Raw genomic sequence first — 20455 nt, forward strand, 5'->3', positions numbered from 1 at the left:
ATGTCCTGTCCGTAAACGTCCTTCATCGTTGGCCTCCGTGGAATCGAGATGCCTCGATTCTACAAGATTGCCGAAGTTATTTCCGAACAAGTCCTTAGCAAGCTAAATACAGAATTAGAGCAGCGAGTTTTGGCGCGCACGGCAGAGTTGGAACGAGCAAACGAGGATCTTGAGGCGTACGCGCATTCGGTGGCACATGACCTCCGGGCACCGTTGCGAGCGCTATTCGGATTTTCCAAAGCGCTTCGTGAAGACTATGGTGATCGGCTGGATGAGGAAGGTCGGGAGTTCACTGAGTTCATTGAATCCGCAGCAGTTCAAATGGACGTTCTTACGAGTGACCTATTGGAATACAGCAAGGTCGGTGGCAGTAAGATGTTGATCGACAACGTCGACCTGGACGAAGTAGTTGAACGGAGTCTAACGCAGCTCGAATCAGATATCGCCAAATTTGCGCCGCTTATCCATGTTGACAGCCCACTGGGATTTGTCAGAGGACACCGCAGCACCATCGTGCAAGTCATTTCCAACTTACTAGCAAATGCAATGAAATTTGTATCGCCTGACGTCAAACCTGAAATCCGAATTTCTACTGAAATGAAGCCTGGATCCATTCGCCTTTCGGTGCAAGACAATGGAATTGGGATTTCACCGGAATTTCACAGTAAGATTTTTCGAGTCTTTGAACGACTGCATGGAATTGAGACCTACCCCGGCACCGGAATTGGCCTGGCGATCGTTCGGCGGGCTGTCGAGTCCATGGACGGTGAGTTTGGGGTCGAATCGAACCCGGGGGAAGGCAGCCGATTTTGGATCGAGCTTCCAGCGGGAGAGATGATATGAGCAATCAGCGTGAAACTCCTATCCTAATCGTCGAGGATCTTGTGGCGGATGCTCGGTTGATAGCACGCTCGATGAAGAAAGCAAAGATTGCAAATCCCATCGTCGTGGTAACAGATGGTGAGCAGGCAATCGAATACCTCGAGGGGACCGGAATCTATACCGATCGCAAGCAACACCCGCTTCCGGTGTTGGTGCTCCTCGATCTAAAGCTTCCTAAACGCGATGGATTTGATGTGTTGAAATGGGTGAGGCAGCAGGATGGCCTTAAGCGGTTGCCAATTGTTGTGCTTACTTCTTCCGCCCGATCTCCTGATGTGAATAGGGCCTATGATCTAGGGGCTAACTCGTATTTAGTCAAACCGGTCGAAGGAGAATCACTTGTTGAAATGTTTCGGCAACTGGACGTCTATTGGATGGTGATGAATCAATTGCCGGAACTTGATACTGATATCTGATGCGGGAAGGTTCTCGAATGAATAACGAATTGCATATCCTTTTAGTTGACGACAACCCTCTCGATCGTGGGATTGTCAAACGTGAGCTACGCCAGGAATTTGGAGAGCTGCATTTTCATGAAGTCACCAATGCCAACGAGTTGTCAGCAGCAATTAGTGGTGACGAATTTGATCTGGTGATTACTGACTTTCAGATTCGCTGGACAAATGGTCTCGATGTGCTGCGTCATGTCAAACTCCAGCATCCCACGTGTCCAGTGCTGATGTTTACGGCGACGGGAAGTGAAGAAATTGCTGTCGAAGCAATGAAATCGGGATTGAGTGACTACGTCATTAAAAATTCGCAACACATGGTGCGACTCAGTGGAGCAGTTCGCAATGCGTTGGAAAATGCTGCCATCGTCCGCAGGGCGGCATATCTCGAGACTCGATTGCAGAACCTCTTAACGCAATTGCAGATAGGTGCATTCAGTTGCTCGTTGGACGGACTATTTACGGATGCCAATGACGCGATGCTCGAATTGCTTGGCTGTAAATCAGCATCGGATCTTCCCGGGCGTTCTTTGCGCGAGTTCTTTCCATCGCAGGTGGATTCAGGCACTTTCCTTAAAAAGATAGCCGCCGCGAATACGTCTGAGGAAACCACGGTCGAGTTCAACTCGGACCCTGGAGCATTACGTGTATTGCGCATCAACGGCAGGCAGATTCATGTGGCGGGAGAGCCCCCGCGGATCGATGGATTGGTGGAAGACGTTACGATTCGAAGCCTAGCGGAAACGCGTGCGCGGCAAGCTGAAATCGCGCAAACGCAAATTGAGATGTTATCTGATCGTGAGAAGCAAATCCTCATTGAAGTAGCCGCTGGCGGAATGAACAAAACGATTGCTCGCAAATTTGACATCAGTACAAAAACGGTTGAGCGTCATCGGTCCAACCTGATGAAGAAGCTTCGAGTGCGTAGCCTTGCGGAACTTGTTCGTCTCGCTGCTCTAGCTGAAAACTTTTCTCAGCAATTGTCTGTACCGCAGGAACACCCCTTGTGAGGGCCGTTCAACGGAGGCCTGCGTAACCCCACAGTGATCACACTTGTGGATATTTGCACCAGCTATGAATCCAATGGCCGCGTCCTGAGTCACCTTTTCCATGATCGGGAGGGCAGACGCCAGCGGCTTGTTTGTTCTTCGGCTTCAGATCTGGACTGCGTCAGCGGGCACGCGGAAAAACATCTAGCAAGCGTTGTAGAGAAACCTTCGAGGCTTCAGCGGCAGATGCGATGTCCGCGACTGCACTGCTGTTCGCAGTAGCGTATTGGAATTCTATTTCAAGCGGCGGATCGTGACGTCTCGGTATTCGACCGGGTCGTTGTGGCCGGCGAAACCGAAGTGGCCGCTCTTGCGATCTTTGCCTGGATGGGCACTGTCGGCCATGTAGTCGGTGATCGGGGAAAGATCCGTTTGGAGGATCACGTTGCCGTTTAACTCGACTTCGATGGTTGATCCTTCCACACGTACCTGCTGATAGTTCCACTGCCCCGTCGGCCGCAGGTAACCGCGTGCCGCCGCTGCCATGCCATAGGCGGAGCCGTGGTATTGGCGTTTGTCTAGTTTTGCGTATGCCGGATGATCGTTGTCGAGCACCTGTAGTTCGCACATCGCGAGGTACGCGGGATTGCCTTTCTCGGGGCTCCGGATTGCCAAACCGTTGTTGCCTCGCGGTGGAAGCCGGAAGTACAGTCGCACGATGAAATCGTCGTATTCGTCTTTTGTGAGCAAATTGCCACCGCGTCCGGGGCGGCACTGAATCGTGCCTTCGGGTGTGACTTCATAATCGTCGATCGCGCCGATCCAACCATTGAGCGTTTTGCCGTCGGTCAGGGATGTGAACCCGGTGTCGTCGTCCTCCGCCAAAAAGTCGTTGGACGCGTCGGTGTCGAGTGGGCGCAGCGTGATGTTGCGCCACCGGATCTCGCCGCCGTGTGTCTGCAACTGGATCGGGCCACGACGTCGCAGCGGTTCGTTTCGCCGCCAAAAGTTTTCCATGATCGCACGATCGACGACCATTTGGTCGTTGAGCCAAACGCTCGTTCGTGCGCCAACTTGAACGACACGAACTTTATTCCATTCGCCGAAGGGGCGGTCCGCGAGCACGAGCGGGTTCTTGCCGGGATTGCCTTTGGAGTTGTTCCACAATCCGCCGCTGCCGAGGTTCGCTCCGATCGAAAAGTTCGACTCCTGAGTTGCGTCCCAGATTTGAACCTGCGGGGTTCCTTTGAGGTAAATGCCGCTGTCAGCCTCTGGAACCGTTTTGTATTCGAGTTGCAATTCGTAGTCTTCGAATTCCTCGTTGGTCGTCAGGTACGGGCCGGTGCCGTCATTGAGGAGTTCCCCGTTTTCGATGCTCCAGTGCTTGGTGGCGTCTGCGGTCCATTCGCTGATCTTTTCTGATTTCTCCTTCGCGGACATCTCATCGAGTTTGTACGGATCGAAGTGCGGTCGTCCGTGCCACCCGTCCATGTTCACACCGTTGAACAAACGGCGTGCACCGGAGTTGTCGTCGGCGTGCAGAGTAACGGGCCAGCCAGGGAATTCGTTTTCCGGATTTCCGTCGGTCACATCGACGAGAAACCGGTAGCTGTGAATTTCGTAGGTTTGGGTTTTGGGGTCCAGCAATACGTAGCCGAAGCCACTTCCCTTTTGGTGTGCCCGCTCGTACCGATTCGACGATTTCGGGACGATCGGATTTCCAACGGCGTAGATGTAAACGAGGTTGCCAAAACCGTCGACGTACTCACCCGTGTTAGGCAGGTCATGCATTGGGCGGTTCGTGTGAGGCATGTTTTCTTCGTCGGGACGCCACCATCGTGGATAGCCGGCCGAAATTGCGGGAGTGCAGAAGGACCAGTTCGAATCGCGTTGTTGTTTGACCCCGTATTGGCTGAGGGTTGTCAAGTGTTGATCGCCACTAATGTGCAATGCCTTTGATTTTCGGAGCAAATCGACCGCACGGTTACGTGCGGTCTGCGGCCATGCACCGGAATCGAGGTCGCCCAGGAGATAGCCGTTGTAGTTCCCGTGGTGAGTCGCAACGCCCGCGAAGACGGTTTGCGAGAGCAGCACTTTTATGTTGGCGCCTCGCCAATCGTCGGCCCAATGCTTCAGGAATGCCTCTTGGCGTTCGCCCAGCAATTCGAGGCCCGGTTTGTCGAGAGCTGACGTGTCGAATCCTCGTTCGGTGACGTGGTCCGCCCGGCCCGATCCTGTGTCGACTTTCTCCGGACCGCTTTTGAATTGCCGGTCCGCGATAATTGCAAAACTAACGCCGCCGTAGACCATGTCGCCGAAATAAACGCTCATGCCTTGCGCCGCCGGCGTCGGATCGAAAGGTTCGGGATGATGACCGACACAGGTTCGGTGGACGGCGTTGACCATTCGGACCGGTTCGCGGTAGCCGCCTTTTGATGAGGCGCCGCTGTCTTTCCCGTCCTCCATGTTCATGGGTGTGCCACCTTCACCCCAGATGTTTCCCTGAAAGACGTCATGGTCGTCAGGAAGGCATAGTGTCGGGCTGTGTCGCATCGGTTCACCAAACGCCCATCCGAACATGTAGAACTTGCGAAGGTAGTTTACGATTGCCTTTTCAGCTGGTTCCCGGATGATCCCGTAACCGCCGTTGCCTTCGTAGAGTTGGTCTCCGGAGAAGTAAAGCAGGTCGGGATTCAAACGCAGCAGGTTCTCGGCAACCGGGGCGTAAGGGAAGCCGGAATCATGTTGGCAGGTCAAACCCGCGAACTTCACCGGACGGTCTTTCGGGTTGGCTTTGATCGTGCCCGACCATTCATGCTGGCTCGGTTCACCGTCACGATAGGATTGTTCATAAACCACTCGGAATACGACATCCGACGACTCGTCCCAGTTGGGGATGCGGAATGTGGCTGTCCACGCGTCGTGATCGAGTGTGGCGTCGGCGACCGGTTCCCATTGCTCGCCACGCTTGACCTGCAATTGCAGTTCGTCGGAGTCGTTTTCCCCGAGTGGCGGAGTCAACGCGGTGAGCTTGAGTACGAAGCCCTCATCGCTTCGTGAATCGGAGAGCGAATACATCGTCCATAGAATAGGACCCCAGGCGGCATCGCGATTAACGGTGAACGCATCGCCGGACGCCTCCCAGTTATGAATGCGATAGCGTGACATGCCGATGCGGGTGCGGTAATTCGAATTCAGGTTGCACCCGATTGCAACGTTCCCGCGAACTGCGTCTGACGCGACGATCGTCGACATGGATCCGACGGTCTCGTGTTCTTCGTTGAGTGCGTGGAGGGTCAGTTCGACGTCGTTTCCGTGCGGGATACCGACGAGCTTGATCGTCACGTTTCCCAACGCGGTGGGCTTATCGAATTTCTTCGATTCGTCGTTGATGAACAGTTCTCCTTCGCGGATCCCCGCGACAACGGGACCTTGCTTTACTATCCCCCCCGCCTTCTTTGGTTTGCGAGGTCCGTTATTCGCCGCGAAGCAGTTGCTCTTCACCTCGTCGAGTTCACTGCGTACACCGATCATAAATCCGACACTGCTGTCGACATCTCCGTGCTGAACTTCGCTGACGACGGCGCTCATCCGAAAGCTACCGGTCGGGTTGTTCAAGTGATGTGTCAGCAGGTGAACGTTTCGATAGCCGGCTGCGGAGACGAGTTCTGCTGCACCGTCGACGATCGCCCAATTTTCCATCGGGTTGGCCCAGTACTCGGCACCCAACCAGATGCGGTCATGATCTCGTTGCCACGACGAGAGATGCGGATTCACGCCGAGCGATCCAGGATTGTCGGCGACGCCCTCCGTGTTGTCGGCAAATGCGGGGGAGACGAGCGTGCCGGACAACGCACCGAGTAGTTTCAACGATTGACGGCGACTGTACATGGATAGACCGGGGGTTCGAGGGAAATGGAGCGTCTTGGAAGATGTAAGAGCGGAAGCGAAGTACAAAAGGGCGTGTTTGAGTGGTCGCGACCGATGGCTGCGACAATATGCATACGCTGTAGGGGCCTCGACCGTCTCCCGGGCGCGGTATGATGCCGACAATGCCTCTAGAATGAGCGGATGCAAATGTCGTCACCACATGTTTGCCTGCATCGCAGACGACACGCGGTATTAACGGACGTCCATTTGAATAACGCTCATCAATGAGTAGGCGGTTTCGGACTTCATGGCCTTCAGAAGGAGAACAGGGTGCCTCATCATACCTATAAAAAGATCGAGATTGTCGGGACGTCCACCGTGTCCATCGAGGATGCGATTAATAATGCGGTCGAGCATGCTTCCTCGACGGTGCGTGGCCTCAGTTGGTTCGAAGTCGTGGAAACTCGAGGAACGATCGGTGAGGGCAAAGTTGCTCATTGGCAAGTGACCGTGAAAATCGGATTCACGCTCGATTGAGCTTTGCCGATGAGCTTAGGGCGTCACTGAAACGATCGTTTTTCGTTGTTGCACCGGATACCACTGTTCGATCGCTTTGGCTAACTCAGCGACAACGTCCGCGTTATCGCTGGCGATGTTGTGCTGTTCGTTTGGATCGGCAATGAGGTCAAACAACTGTGGCCCCTTTTCCGTTCTTGGGTGAGTGGACGCGTATCGGTTTGCTTCGCCATCGTACGTCAGCAGCAGTTTCCATTTTCCGCGGATCGCCCACCGGAACAACAGCGACGCTTCCGGGTTTTCGATATCTGCGATATCGTGTGCGAAGCTTTCACCGAAGATCGTGTCACGCTCAATCGCGTTACCTGATTGGAGTTCGGGCAGTAGATTAAGGCCCGGCAGCCCATTGGGGATTTCGGCACCTGCGGCCGCGAGAATCGTGGGGAAGATGTCGATACTCGACGTCAGTTCCGTTCTCTCGCCCGGACGAATCTTGCCCGGTAATCGATAGAGGATAGGTGTTCGGATTCCGCCTTCATACGGCGTTTGCTTCGAGCGCGGAGCGTATTTGGAACTCGTAGGACTCTGGATCCAGCCGTTATCGGTGACGTACACGACTAACGTGTTGTCTCGTAGGTCTTTGTCGTCGATTAATTTCAGAACTTCGCCGCACGTTTCGTCAAACCAATCGCACATTGCGTAGTACTTCGCAATCGAGATCGGATGATTGTCGCGATACTTGTTGAGAATGCGTTCGGGAGGATTGTGTGGCGAGTGTGGCAGGAACGGTGCGTACCAAAGTAAGAATGGGCGTGCCTCTTCAACGGCCATGTCAACGAACTCAGCAATCGGTTCAATCCCCTGGCGTCCGATGGCGAGCCCGTCGTCACCGTGTCGGCCGCCCGGTTGCGGGAACCCTCGAGTCATCCCGTGCGTGAAGCCACCGTGTTGGTAACTGCCTTCCCAAAACTTGCCGCTTTGGTGACTGAGGTATCCCTTTCGACCGAGCGTTTCAGGCAGTGTCTCGAACCGTTCGACGTAGGAAATCAACTGAGAACATCGTTGACGATACAAGTCGGAATTGCGCTCGGCGTATTTAGGCGACGGATCATTTCCCGTCACGCCGTGTACGGACGCGTATTGACCGGTCAGCATCGTCATCAGCGACGGACGGCAGAGTGCCGTGGGGACGTAGCCTCGCCGAAACACCGCACTCTCTTTGGCCAACTGGTCCAAATTGGGTGTTTGGATATCGGGGTGCCCCATAAAGCTATAATCGTTCCAAGCCTGATCGTCAGAGATCAGCAACACCACGTTCGGTGGTCGCTCTGAGTTCCCTCCCGGATTCGGCGCCTGCGCAAACGCGAAATCGGGGCCGCCAATCAAGCAAATCGTGGCCAGAAAGACGGCCAGGGGATGGGCGTAACGCATTGGCATGCATCTCGGTTGTGGGGAGTGGGAGGCAGGGGCAGCCCCCGATGGGGGCGCAGGGCCAATATAGTCGGCCGGTAATTGGAATTAAACGCCCTCCGGGAGCGGGCGTGAAAGTGGCTGTTCATCGTGGTTTCCAGGGGGAAACGCGGTTGGGCGGAAGAATATCGGGATTTTTCCGGTTTCTCGTTGCCGAAACGACCGATTGTGTTTGGTGAGGTTGTCAACATTGGGGCGGTTCGCTAGACTTCGTCGCTTCCAAAATACCCCTACCCTCCTTCCCGTTCTCTCATTTCAGATTCGCTGCCATGACCATGGATCGTAGCCTCAAGGTGCAAGCCGGGGCCATTAAAAGTCGCAACGTTTTGACCCGCGCCGAGCGCATCGCACGCTTGAAAGAACTCGACAAGTTCGACGAGAACGCCAGCATCATTGGCATGGCGAAGACTCGCGTGCAAAAGATCTCGCTGAAGAAGAAGAAGAAAGTGAAGAAGGCCGAGGAAAAATAGTCCTCGCGGCTCAGTTTCTTCGATCAATAATCGAAAACATGCAACGGCCAACGTCTCGTGCGATTGGCCGTTTTCGCTGCGCCGATGGGTGTCAAGTCTGGCTTCTTGACCTCGGTTCGAGCTGCCCACTCGTTGGTTTGATTGGCTCGTTGGTTTGATTTTCGCGTGCCAGTCCTCTCTTGGACTTTGGGCGAACCAAAATGGGACGCTTAATCGCTTCCTGCAACAGCACGGAGCATCCTCAGGGGATGGCAAAGAAAAGTTGCTAGAAATAGGCGTCCGGCACCGGTCGGTTTGAAATGCAGATCTTCTGCACGGTGCTTTGGGGTAGTAAAGACGCAAATTGGAAACGCGGGTTAGCCAAATATCATCGTGAGTGCTGTCAACGCTGCTCCGATGGTTCCGCAGATCCCGACGAGAATGCCTAGGGCTTTGCCTTTCTTCAAAGTCGATAAATCGAAGTAATCAAGGACGTTGCCTTTGAAGAAATACATCAGCAAGAGCGACTGAATGACTATCCGCACGCTGTGTTTGATCATGTAGAACTCGGGGCCGCGAGCGGTGCCCTCGAGTTGATCGGCCATCGAGACAACGGTGTAAAGTGCCGACGCATTTCGAAGTACGCCGTAGACATAGTAAAACGCAGCGAGCCACCATCCCCAGCGAGTTCCCATCCACATTCCGATGCCGGACGCGATCGTCAATACGGATAGAAACATCACGCCGACGATAACGAGCACTGGCGGGATGCCCATTGCACGTAAAGACTCCTCCATCGAGTCAAGTCGGGCGAACATAAGGAACTGCACCCCGAAGAGCACCAATCCGCCTAATAAGTGAAGCACTGCGAGTACGGAAACCCCCACAGGTCGCTTGGTAGATCGAGGGGCATTCACTAACGCACTGTTGTTCGAAACGGACGCAAACAAAGGCGAATCGTAAGGGTTTTTAGTCACAGGGCTCTCGGCGTTTGATGCGAAAGTGAGTGCGTGAGTTTTGGTTTGCCGTGTCGCTTTCCAGCGTAGCTGAACGGGATCAGCCGTTGATTTCTGCGGAGAGCTTTTCGCGGAAAATCTTGCTGTTGTGGCGGATGTCGACAGGGAGCGGCGTGTTGCGGATAACAAAGTCGTTGATCCGGTGTGTCAGCGGATTGCGAGACGCGACATCGCGAAGGCTTTGGATCAACGCGTCTCGATGGGACGGGGAATCGGCGAGCGATAGATCGCAGGGTTGGATGATCATGACCGGCGTCTGCTGACCAACCGAACCACGTCCGACGAGTGCGCATTTTTCGACGTCAGGGTGCACGTTGAAAACCGCTTCGCAGGGCACGGTATAGAACGTTCGATCCGCCGAGATGACTCGATGAGCTTTGCGTCCGCAGAACCAGAAACGGTCATCTCCATCGAGATAGCCGACGTCGCCCATGCGGTGCCAAATTTGGTCTCCGTCGGCGACTTTGTGGATGAGGTTTTGATCCGTTCGGGTCACGTACTGACGCGTGACCATCGGGCCGCTAACGAGTAGTTCGCCGATTTTGCCTCGAGCGAGTTCGTTGATCTCGTCGAGCGTTTTGATTGCTCCGTCATTGATCTCGATAACCTTCCACTGCACGCTGGCGAACCGAGTTCCGACACAGACGCCTTTGCCTTTGTTCGCGGCGGGACCCGTCGCCGTGATGACTTGTCGGGACTCGATCGATGCGATCGGAAGCGCCTCTGTGGCGCCGTACGGCGTTTCAATATCAGCGTCTTCGTGAACGAACCGTCGTAGGCTCGCGAGTGTTGCCGCGGGCACGGGCGCACCCGCAGACAAAACTCTGCGCAGCGTTGGGAATGGTCGTCCGATCGCGTTGGTCTCGCACCATCGTGTCACGGTTCGCCAAAGCGCCGGTGAACCGAATGCTTGGTCAACTTCCCACTGGCGGGCGGCCGCGATTAGTTTTTTAGGATCCACATCGGCGGGGCGTGTCGGATCCATGTCGGGAATGATGGTGGTGACGCCCATCACGGCATCAAACAATCCGAACAACGGAAAACACGCGAGGTCGCGAGAACCCCGTTTGATATTGTATCGCTCGGCGATGCGATCGATCTGCGAATGGAACGTCCCGTGCGTGTAGGCGACGCCTTTGGGAGGGCCGGTGCTGCCGGTGGTGAAGATAACCGCGGCCTCGTCTTCGGCGCTGATTTGCGGCAGCACGATGTTGGATTGCGTTCCCATTGCGGTGATCTGCGAAAGGGTTTTGCCACCCCAGAACCAACGTCTGCCGACGGTGACATTCCACCGTGCCGAGGGAAATCGTTTTCGCAGCACGGTACGAATCGCTTGCGCTTTTGGGATCCCAACAAAACCGTCCGGGTTGATTTCCTGCAGGCAGTTGATGAGGTGTTTGCGATCCATCCCCGGATCGATCAGCACGACGGTCACTCCAGCCTTCATTAACGCGAACACGAGTTCGATGAACTGGGCCCCGAACGGTACCAGACTGATCAGTCGCATTCCCGGACGCACGCCCCACGCCGTTAGTCCGCGAGCGATCAATGTGCTTCGGTCATCCAACGTTTTGAACGTGGTCAAAGTGTAATCCCGGTCCAAGCCATCCGGTTTGGGAGGTCCGGAAGGTTCAGCGATCGCGATCGCTCCGGGCAACATTTTGGCAATGTGCGTAAGCCGATCAGCTACATTTCCTGTCGTAAAATCAACTGACGGCGTGCTCGAACAGGATGCAGCCGTGTTCGACTCGGACGATGGTTCGTGGTCGTCTGCGGATGCGTTCATACAGATCTCGATTTTAAAACGGAAATGATTTGTTCAGCCAGGTTGTTCGTGACGGCGGATTGAGCGGATTTCCAGCCGGGGATGGCGTTGACTTCGATGAGTCGGTACTCACCTCCTCGATCCAGCTCGATCAGATCGACGGCCGCAATCGTCAATTCAAACTCGCGACAAACACGTAACGCGAGTTCACGCCATTGGTCGGTGCATTCGATTGCCTCGGAACGGCCTCCCGCGCGGACGTTTGTACGGAAGTCATTTTGGCACGTCCGGCGAATTGCATGAACATCGTGACCGACGACCAACAGACGCACGTCACTGCCCCCGGGCGGGCAGAATTCTTGAACGTAGAATACCGATCCGATTTGTTGTAACGTCGTGAATGTCGTCCACGCCAATTCGGCATCACGCAGACGCAACACGCCGCGACCTTCGCCACCGAAGATCGGCTTCACAACGACATCGCCGCCGAATTTCTCAAACGCTTCCATCGCGTCGGCGCGAGACTGAGTGACGATCGTCGCCGGGGTTAAGATTCCCAAACGCGCGACGCGAGCCAGCGTTGCGTACTTGTCGATCGCGAGTTCGAGCGATGCGGGCGGATTCACAAAACTAGGATGTTGTCCCTTTGCTTTGCGGCGATAGTATTCATCGTGCAGCGTCGACAATCGATAAACGATTTGCTCGGTCGATCCGGCGGGCATCGTTCGCGTGTACAGGCCATCGAACTCGTCGAGTCTCATGGGAAGCGGTCGATCGACGTCAACCGATTGGCACGCCGCGCGGGTGTGAGGTCCCGCCCCGTCTACTTCGGCGGTGAGCGTTTCGTAGTCTGCAAAGAACAGTTCGACGCCCAACTTGGTGGCCGCAGCATGCAACTCAGACAGGTGCCACCCGAGCGGTAGCAAGGGAGACCGGTGAAAAGACCGACCTCCGAGAACGAGGATGCGTGGCGCACTCACGCCGAGATGTCCGGCATCACGAGTCGAATCCAAAGGAATCGCGAAGGATCGCGGGAGCGAGTTCTCCGCTACGCCATGCTCGACCGCTAACGAGCGAATGGATCGTCACGACGGCGGGACTGAACAGCATCGGATCGACTTTGTAAAAATCGTAATCGTATTGCTTGAAGATTTTCGCGAACGGCTGTCCAAAATCGCCCGACGATCGGCTGGGGACTTTCTCGGCGACCGCGTCAATCGCGTCATCCTCCGCGTCGATCCACAACGCGACTTTGGCGCCATAGAGCATCGCGTCATTGGTGCGTCCGATACCACCGACGGTGTCACCGGATTTCGCACACGGTGGCAATGGCGCGACGCCGGTCGCGGAGATGACTTTGGCGACATCGAAATCCAAGGCATGGAGTTTGTGTAACGCCGTTTCGATGCTGCGAGCGACAACTTGAACGCTGCCTGCGATCGAGGTGCTCGGGGCGATACCGAGGCAGAGTCGATCCGCCGTCACGCCGCACTCGGACGCCATTTGAGCAATCACGTCTTCGTCAGGCATTCGATCCGACTCGAGAACACCGACGGCAAAATCATCTTCGCCGGCGGACTGCACGAGTCCGAGATGTTCCAGCATTTCCTCGCGGCCGCGGAGCATTCGCATTGGGCCGCTCCCCATTGCGAAGAATTTGTCAACGGAGACCGGCCACCCTGCATATTGGCCTCCCAAGCAGGCTTCGATGGGTTGGTCAGTGCGGACATGGACCGCGTTGTCGGCCACCATCTCGGGTTCGGCAGGACCGACCGAAACAGCGGCACCATCACCTAAACAGAACCTCGCCAAGAGCAATCCGGCGTGCAACGATCCGGGGCACGCGATCCCGCAATCGAGAACTTTTGCTCCTCCGATCTCGGCGCCGATTGCCCGGAAATCATTAACGCGATTCCATGACTCATCGAATAGCGTGTGGGCACGCTGGTGAAGCCGGGCGGCGTTGATTGCTGGTTGGAATGTCATCCGCGTATGTTGAACGCTGATGATTCGATTGTCCAGCTAGGGTTGCTTGAGAACGAGTATGAGGGCAACCAATAACACGACGAAAATGCATGCCAGCATCATGCTGATCGCGACCCGTTTTCGCGACATTCGCTTTTTGTTCGTGTCGAGTACTTTGCCTCCGGCGCGGATCTCGACCCTCGAGTCCGAGGCCGGATCACTATTGATCGTCGCGGACGCGGCGGTAGGCATCGCAGTGGCAGGTGTTGAAGCGGGAGCCATCGAATTCGGTGAGACGGATCCGTTGTTCTGCGTCGTCGCACTGGCACCAAAAATCGGCAGTACTTCTTTCGCGATTCGCCAATCGGCCCAACCGTCACGCCACAGCATTGCGTTATCGGCGACGCGGCCTTCTTGTATCCATTGACCGAGTGTGGGGCCGTTGGCGGGGCCGTATTGCCCACCGCTCGGCGGTCGTACGTACCACGTCGACGAGGCGTCGCCAAGGATATCGTCCATGCTCGGCTGGGCAGGTGCGGATACCCGGGGGGCGACGGGTTGGGAGCCCGGATGAGACGCCACGGAGTGAGGACTCGTTTGCGCCGCCTGCGAGTGGTTTGAGTGACCGGAGTCGTGGCTGGTTTTTGGTGAAGCCAAAGGGGATGCTGAGACAGGCTCTTGCGCGACTGCCGTGCCTCCTGATTGGATGTCGGAATCGCCTGAGGAGGTTGTCGAAGCCTGCGCCACTCGTTGAGCAGGTTGCCCATGGCCAGATGTCGCCGCGACGCTGTTGGTCGACTCGTCAGCGTCGTGGGAGTGAATCGGCGTCGAGGTCTCGGTGTCATGAGTGGGAATGCGGAAACGCACCGAGCACGAAGGGCAAATTCCCCTTCGTCCGGCCAGTTCTGATTTTATGTTCAATCGCTTGCCACAAGCGTGACAAGCAAAACGAACTCCCATTTTTACTTTCCTTTACAGGCCGCATTCGCGGTGTGCGGATCCGACATGGCGATGAATAGCGTGATGCGGCTGAGAGGCGAGGTTTGGAAACGGCGACATTCAGATTTAGAAAACACCGCCCGATGACACGATAAGCGCCCCAGTATAATTGATCGCACCGCGTTCGTGGAATTTACACACGCCTGCCCGCCGAGCAAATCGGTATTTAAGGACTCGGCCGTGGTGGCGATTGAAACGGCGGTAGCTGAATAGGCTAATGCCCTCGCAGGATCGACCCCGGCGACCGATTCGATTGCTCGGTGCCCATCATCGTCGCTCGTCATCTTCGCCGGCTACGAAACGATTATTTCGCCGGCATAAGATCGAGAACCGCGGTAATCATTGCCGGAACTGAAACACGGAAGGTCTCCTCCGCATCCGGGTAATAGATGGCCGAGTGCAACGACGCGGGCGGAATACCGAGTTTTTCAAAACGATCGAGCCTTGCTCGGCTGACCGTTCCCACCCGGTACATCAGAATCGGTACGCCCGCGATCCCGTACCGGCTGAAGTCTTCTCCACCCATGGAGGGGTCGTCTTCCAAAATATTGTCGCTGCCAAATTGTTCACCGAACAGCTTTCTCATCCGTGCGGCAAGTTCCGCGTCATTCTTCAGCGAAGGGGTTCCTTCGCTGATTTCGAAAGTCGGTTCGGGAGCATCGTGAGCCTGAGCGACCGCAAACGTGCGCCGTTTGATCGCGGCCAGTACTTTCTCTCGCACCTCCTGACTGTAACTACGTACGGTCAGTTGCAAGTGACAATCGTTGCCGATGATGTTGTGTTTGGTGCCGCCATGGATGGAACCGACCGTGACGACCGCCGGATCGATCGGCGCTACTTCGCGACTGACGATCATCTGTAGCGACATGACCAGTTCGGCCGCTTGGGTGATCGGATCGATCGTGGTGTGAGGGGCCGAACCGTGCCCGCCACGTCCGTGCATTGTGATGTCGATGCTGTCCACGTTCGCCAACGCGTAGCCGGGCCTAAGGCCGATTTCGCCGGTCGCGGTGTCGGCGCTGCAGTGCATCGCAAGGGCGAAGTCTGGTTGAGGAAACCGCTCAAACAGCCCGTCCTCGAGCATCGCTTTGGCGCCCGCGCCCCGTTCTTCGGCAGGTTGTCCGATCGCGAGCAGCGTTCCCGACCAAGCGTCTCGATGTTCGGCGAGCCACTCGATGACGGTGGTGAGATTGGTCATGTGAACATCGTGACCACATGCGTGCATGATCCCTGTCGTGCTGCCGTCCGCGCGCGCGGTGGTTTGCTGTGACGCGTAGGCAACGGGCGTTTGTTCGGTAACCGGTAATCCGTCGAGATCGGTGCGTAGCATGACGACGGGCCCTTCGCCATTTTTTAAAGTGCCGACGATCCCGTGCCCGCCGACACCCGTGGTCATCTCGAGTCCCGCGGCGCGCCATCGTTCGGTGAGCTTTGCCGCCGTTTTTTCCTCCTCGAAGGAAACCTCCGGGTGAGCGTGCAGCCAAGTGTAGAGTTGCAAGACGTTGTTCATTTCAGAATCGAGCCAAGCGTTGACATCGGGTTTCGCCGCGGGTGTCTCGCGAATCGTGTTCGCGTCATCAGCGATTGAGCGGGAAGCGGGATAGATCACACAAATCGCGAAAAGTAACAACGCAGCCATGCATTTTGAGCGGGTAAGTCGATCCGATGTCGCATTCATCATGGGGCTTTCCTGGAAGTCCGTTTTTTCGAGTCGCCGATCGGCAAACGTCCGGCCGGCAGGCATTCTTATATTACCTCAATCATCGCCTCGCGAGTTGGCCCTCCAATGGCTCGCTTTCCGAGCCAATATTTGGGATAAACGAGTGTCTCATCTTCAGGATTGAGCTTCGACTGCCGATTCCTGCCGCCTATCTCTCCTGTCTTTCCCGAATTCACCTTGATTTCAATCGCACGAAGTATTTGTTTGTGGATATCGGCCGGCCTGTTGGTTGCGATTCCGTTTTTGCTCGCGGTCGACTTCGGCGGCGTTTATCACTGGAGCCAATACGTCGCGGCGATCGCGATGATGGTCGCGGTTCTCTTCGCGATTCCTGGATTGAGCGATACGACGGCATCGACGAGCATCCGGCAGCACGCGATTTTGTTGCCGCTGGGGATCTTGGTGGCATGGGCATGGTTCCAAACGTTGCCTCTTCCCGGTGGGATTGTGGCGTGGTTGAGTCCGGGGTCACACGTCGCCTACACGCAGTGGCTAGATGGGCTGGTCGGATCGGCTCAACAGGCCGCGAGTTATCCGATCTCGATTTCGCCGGAAGATACCATTCATGTCGCGTCGCTATTCACTGTTCTGATCCCGTTGTGCTTTGCCGCGTCGCTCGTCTTTCACGGTCGCTTGCGATTACAGGTGCTCCTCAGTGCGATCGCGATCACGGGAGCGAGCGTCGCGATTCTGGGCTTTTACCGGAAACTGGATCCGACTGCGGATCTGTGGATGTTTACACCACGTTCGACATCGTTTGGAGGTTTTGTTAATCGCAACAATGCCGCGTTAATGCTCAACCTCGGACTCGCCTCGAGTCTTGGGTTGTTGTCATGGCGAATGATGGCATTGCATGCGGTGGAATTAGACGATCCGGAATTTGAATTTAACGATTTGTTGGCGTTGGTTTCCGATCGCGAGTCGTTCGTCGGTCTGCTTTCCGGGACGGCGTGCATCGCGGGGTTATTGGTGAACGGGTCTCGCGGTGGCGTGGTTGCCGCGATGTTCGGGTTGATGTTGGCGTTCGGTTACGTCCGACCGCGTCGCGGGTTGATCAGCGTTCCCGTTCTCCTGGTCGTGTTGGCGATCTCGGTGGCTGTTTTGATCACGCCGATGAATCTGAATTTGGAATCGATCAGTCGCTGGGAGTTTTTCTCCGAAGAGGCTGATACGTTGCAGAGTGACGGACGATTGCTTCACTGGCAGGACGGATGGCGAGCGGCGAAGGCACACTTGCCCGGGGGAGCGGGAGTCTCCGCGTACGCGTACGCCTATTTGCCACATCAGGTGGTTTCGCCGAGTTCATGGTTTGAACACGCAGACAACCTCTGGTTGGAGATGCTGGTCGAGACCGGCATCGTTGGAGTGATCGTGGCCGTTTGGTTCTTGACAATTCTGCTGATCGCATTGAATCGATTGTCGTACTCCGCCGACCCGCTCGACCAGGGTGTACGAGTGGCAGGATGGTACGCGATTTCCGCGATCGCGGTTTCGCAATTTTTTGACATGGGAATGGCCATCCCTGCGAACTTGATCGCGGCGTTATTGATCTGCACGGCAATCATCTCGCGAGATATCGCCAACGGTGGCGCCAGCGCGAAGCCACCATCGCTCGATGCGGAGAGCTATCACGGCCACGGCGATTACGGTGACTATGAAGACGAATACGATGATGAGGAGCCTGCGAAAGAAGACGACTCGACTGCGTCTTCCTCTCCCAAAATCCGGTTGAAGTCGAACCGAAAGGGAACCGGTATCGCGAGTCTGTCTACACCGGGGTGGGTAGGCTCGACCGTGTTGGCAGTGACTTCGATCGCGTTGGGGGCGTTGGCAATGCCTGGGCTCCGCCAGGATGCGATCTCGGGCTCGATGCTGAGCCGCCTCAAGGATGAATACAACGAGTGGCGTTTAAATGCCGAATCGCTTGCAAAAATGGAGGACGCGTTGAAGGAGCGGGTTGCGACGAGACCATCACCCCTGATTCGTGGCCGACTTGCGATGGTGCAGCGTGATCGTGGACGCATCGCGGAAACAACCGAGTGGCGTCCGCAGACGAAAGAGCAAATGCTCAGTATCTATCGGCAAGTCGATCTGCAGCGCCGCGAGCTTCCGTATCCTCCCCAGCCCAAGCCGCCGGTTCCCAAAACGTTTGAGAGTCAATCACATTACGCCGACGCATGGCAAACGTGCCTCGATACGCTTCCGGTGTGCCCGCTCGCCCAAGAACCCCGCGGCAGTTTGCTGAGGCTTAAACCCGTAATGGTGAGCACGGAATCCCAAATCCAACCCGGTCAACTCTCCCCGGCGAATGTTGCCGATAACGCGGCGAAGCATCTGCTGGTCTTCTACGCCGGTGACTCCGCTCGTCAATTCGCACTGGGCAAGGACGCGCTATCGCGTGGGGACATGGCCCAAGCAACCGAGGCTTTCCACGCCGCGCTTGAGAGCAGTGCGAACCTGACACCCCAGGTCATGCGATTACTCCGCGAGCATCCTGCGTTGTCCGTCGCGGATGTTATCCCGAATGAGTCGCGAGCGATGCGATTGGCGGCGACGGACTATCTGAAGTGGGAAAATCCTGATCCTGAGTTCTTCCACCGAGCGACCGAAACCATTCGATGCGGTGAAGGCGAATCCATGGCGCAACGTGCATCCTGCCACGCCGTTGTCGGCGATGTGCATTTCTATCTCGGCGATACCGAAAAGGGGCAGGACTACTATCAACGGGCTATTCGATTGGCACCGGATCAGGCAAGGTATCGAGTGAGCCTGATTGAACACCTTATGGCCAAAGGGATGAATTCCCAAGCATTGGCTCAGGCACGACAGGGACGGCAGAGTATCTCGGATGATCCACGATTCCAACGCTTTATCGACAAAATCGCCGACGCAAATCGCGAAGCACTCAATGCACCGGGCGACGTCGCACCGGTCGATCGTAAGAAAGTCGACGCGATCCTGAATGGCACTCGGTAGCGAACTAATTAAACTATCGCCCTATGAATACATCACCTGCCGCCTCCGTCTCATTTTTCGACAAAATCCAGACCAAACAAGCCACGATTGGGATCGTCGGTTTGGGATACGTCGGCCTGCCACTCGCAATCGCCTATGCCGATGGTGGGTTCAACACCGTCGGTTTTGATATCGATGGCGAGAAGACTCGGCAAATCAACGCCGGTTGCAGCTATATCAAACACATCGCGGCAGACACGATTTCTCGTGGAGTTCGGTCGGGCAAGCTGGCCGCCACGACGGATTTCAGCCAGATCAGCGAAGTCGACGCGATCATCCTTTGCGTCCCCACGCCGTTGGACGAACACTTCGAACCTGATCTGTCCTACGTGGTAAAAACCATCGAAGCGATTGTTCCTCACCTTCGTTCGGGGCAAACCATCAGCCTGGAGAGCACCACTTATCCCGGTACGACGGAGGAAGAGTTGGTCTCGCGCGTCGAAGCCGCAGGATTGCGAGTGGGTACAGACGTGTTTGTGGTTTACTCGCCCGAACGCGAAGACCCCGGTAACCCGGAATTCGCAGCCACCAACATCCCCAAGGTTGTCGGCGGCCAGACGCCGGCATGCTTGGAGGCCGGTTCGGCTCTCTATGGAAGCGTTTTTGATCAAATCGTTCCGGTCAGTAGTACGGCGGTCGCCGAGTTGACGAAACTGCTCGAGAATATTTACCGGAGCGTGAACATCGGTCTGGTCAATGAGCTCAAGCTGGTCGCGGACTCGATGGGGATCGACATTTGGGAAGTGATCGCCGCAGCGAGCACCAAACCGTTCGGTTTCAAACCGTTCTATCCCGGCCCAGGACTGGGCGGACACTGTATCCCGATCGACCCGTTCTATTTGACGTGGAAAGCGCGTGAGTTCGGTATTCATACGCGTTTCATCGAACTCGCCGGCGAGATCAACCGTTCCATGCCGGCGCACGTCGTCCGCCGGTGTGCCGATGCGTTGAATATGCAAAAGAAACCGCTCAACGGCAGTCGCGTGTTGATGATCGGGTTGGCATACAAACCGAACGTCGACGATGACCGTGAATCGCCGTCGTACGAATTGCTCGAACGTTTTCACGCGGCGGGATCTGAGATCGACTATCACGACCCCTATGTGCCCGTCATCCGGCCATCGCGGGAACATGCACACTGGGCAGGCAAGGAAAGCGTTCCGTGGGATCGGGCCACAATCGCCGGATACGATCTCGTTCTAATTTCGACATGGCACGAATGCTTAGACATCAATGAACTGGCGCAGTGGTCGCAGTTCATTGTCGATACCCGCAACGCGACCGGTGGCTTATCACCTGAAATTCGACTGGCCAAAACACTCAAGGCATAGTGACTGTCGACGTGTCGCT

14 protein-coding genes and 1 pseudogene are annotated in these 20455 nt (G+C 56.0%); 7 read left to right on the forward strand and 8 right to left on the reverse strand.

Annotated features, from left to right (window positions below; genetic code table 11):
- The first annotated feature begins 48 nt into the window (after nt 1-48).
- The 3 genes from FHS27_RS28095 to FHS27_RS28105 are packed head-to-tail and all read left to right on the forward strand — an operon-like array spanning nt 49 to nt 2341.
- The gene (locus FHS27_RS28095) at nt 49-843 is read left to right on the forward strand and encodes a sensor histidine kinase (protein ID WP_184309321.1); all 795 of its coding nucleotides are present in this window, start codon (nt 49-51) and stop codon (nt 841-843) included.
- Nucleotides 840-1298, forward strand: coding sequence for a response regulator (locus FHS27_RS28100; protein ID WP_184309323.1), 459 nt, complete (start codon nt 840-842; stop codon nt 1296-1298). The genes FHS27_RS28095 and FHS27_RS28100 overlap by 4 nt, the downstream gene beginning before the upstream one ends.
- 17 nt (nt 1299-1315) lie before the next feature.
- Nucleotides 1316-2341: a LuxR C-terminal-related transcriptional regulator gene (locus FHS27_RS28105; RefSeq protein WP_184309325.1), complete on the forward strand. Its 1026-nt coding sequence runs from the start codon at nt 1316-1318 to the stop codon at nt 2339-2341.
- Nucleotides 2342-2614: 273 nt separating this feature from the next.
- On the opposite strand, the gene FHS27_RS28110 is transcribed toward FHS27_RS28105, so the two are convergent.
- Complete coding sequence (locus FHS27_RS28110) at nt 2615-6211, reverse strand: 3-keto-disaccharide hydrolase (RefSeq protein WP_184309327.1); 3597 nt, start codon at nt 6209-6211, stop codon at nt 2615-2617.
- A 309-nt stretch (nt 6212-6520) separates the two neighbouring features.
- Between FHS27_RS28110 and FHS27_RS28115 the strand changes: the two genes are divergently transcribed.
- Nucleotides 6521-6727: a dodecin gene (locus FHS27_RS28115; RefSeq protein ID WP_009093499.1), complete on the forward strand. Its 207-nt coding sequence runs from the start codon at nt 6521-6523 to the stop codon at nt 6725-6727.
- 15 nt (nt 6728-6742) lie between these two features.
- On the opposite strand, the gene FHS27_RS28120 is transcribed toward FHS27_RS28115, so the two are convergent.
- Nucleotides 6743-8137, reverse strand: a complete 1395-nt coding sequence (locus FHS27_RS28120) for a sulfatase family protein (protein WP_246421149.1) — start codon at nt 8135-8137, stop codon at nt 6743-6745.
- Between the two features lie 308 nt (nt 8138-8445).
- Here FHS27_RS28120 and FHS27_RS28125 point away from each other — a divergent pair, with 308 nt between their 5' ends.
- Nucleotides 8446-8646 (forward strand): small basic protein, encoded by a 201-nt coding sequence (locus FHS27_RS28125; protein WP_184309331.1) that lies wholly within the window; start codon nt 8446-8448, stop codon nt 8644-8646.
- 356 nt (nt 8647-9002) lie between these two features.
- Here the strand turns inward: FHS27_RS28125 and FHS27_RS28130 are convergent, their stop codons facing one another.
- From FHS27_RS28130 to FHS27_RS28155, 6 genes and pseudogenes are all read right to left on the reverse strand, one after another.
- Nucleotides 9003-9443: a hypothetical protein gene (locus FHS27_RS28130; protein ID WP_184309333.1), complete on the reverse strand. Its 441-nt coding sequence runs from the start codon at nt 9441-9443 to the stop codon at nt 9003-9005.
- A gap of 238 nt (nt 9444-9681) precedes the next feature.
- Nucleotides 9682-11427 (reverse strand): fatty acid CoA ligase family protein, encoded by a 1746-nt coding sequence (locus tag FHS27_RS28135; RefSeq protein ID WP_184309335.1) that lies wholly within the window; start codon nt 11425-11427, stop codon nt 9682-9684.
- Nucleotides 11424-12386 carry an ATP-grasp domain-containing protein gene (locus FHS27_RS28140; protein ID WP_315854727.1) on the reverse strand — a complete coding sequence of 321 codons (963 nt, stop codon included), beginning with the start codon at nt 12384-12386 and terminating at the stop codon, nt 11424-11426. Before FHS27_RS28140 ends, FHS27_RS28135 begins: the two co-directional genes overlap by 4 nt.
- Before the next feature lie 16 nt (nt 12387-12402).
- Nucleotides 12403-13465 (reverse strand): annotated as a pseudogene (gene mch / locus FHS27_RS28145) (methenyltetrahydromethanopterin cyclohydrolase).
- A complete protein-coding gene (locus FHS27_RS31280) occupies nt 13429-13890 on the reverse strand; it encodes a DUF4339 domain-containing protein (protein WP_246421151.1) in 462 nt (153 codons plus the stop codon). Before FHS27_RS31280 ends, mch begins: the two are co-directional and overlap by 37 nt.
- Before the next feature lie 784 nt (nt 13891-14674).
- Nucleotides 14675-16114: an amidohydrolase gene (locus tag FHS27_RS28155; RefSeq protein WP_221225451.1), complete on the reverse strand. Its 1440-nt coding sequence runs from the start codon at nt 16112-16114 to the stop codon at nt 14675-14677.
- Between the two features lie 153 nt (nt 16115-16267).
- Here FHS27_RS28155 and FHS27_RS28160 point away from each other — a divergent pair, with 153 nt between their 5' ends.
- Together FHS27_RS28160 and FHS27_RS28165 are read left to right on the forward strand one after the other, a co-directional pair.
- Entirely contained in the window at nt 16268-19066 is a 2799-nt protein-coding gene (locus FHS27_RS28160; RefSeq protein WP_184309341.1) for an O-antigen ligase family protein, read from the forward strand.
- 23 nt (nt 19067-19089) lie between these two features.
- Nucleotides 19090-20436: a nucleotide sugar dehydrogenase gene (locus FHS27_RS28165; protein WP_184309343.1), complete on the forward strand. Its 1347-nt coding sequence runs from the start codon at nt 19090-19092 to the stop codon at nt 20434-20436.
- Nucleotides 20437-20455 lie beyond the last annotated feature (19 nt).

It is taken from the genome of Aporhodopirellula rubra (genome assembly GCF_014192335.1).
In the GTDB taxonomy this organism is placed as follows: Bacteria; Planctomycetota; Planctomycetia; order Pirellulales; family Pirellulaceae; genus Rhodopirellula; species Rhodopirellula rubra.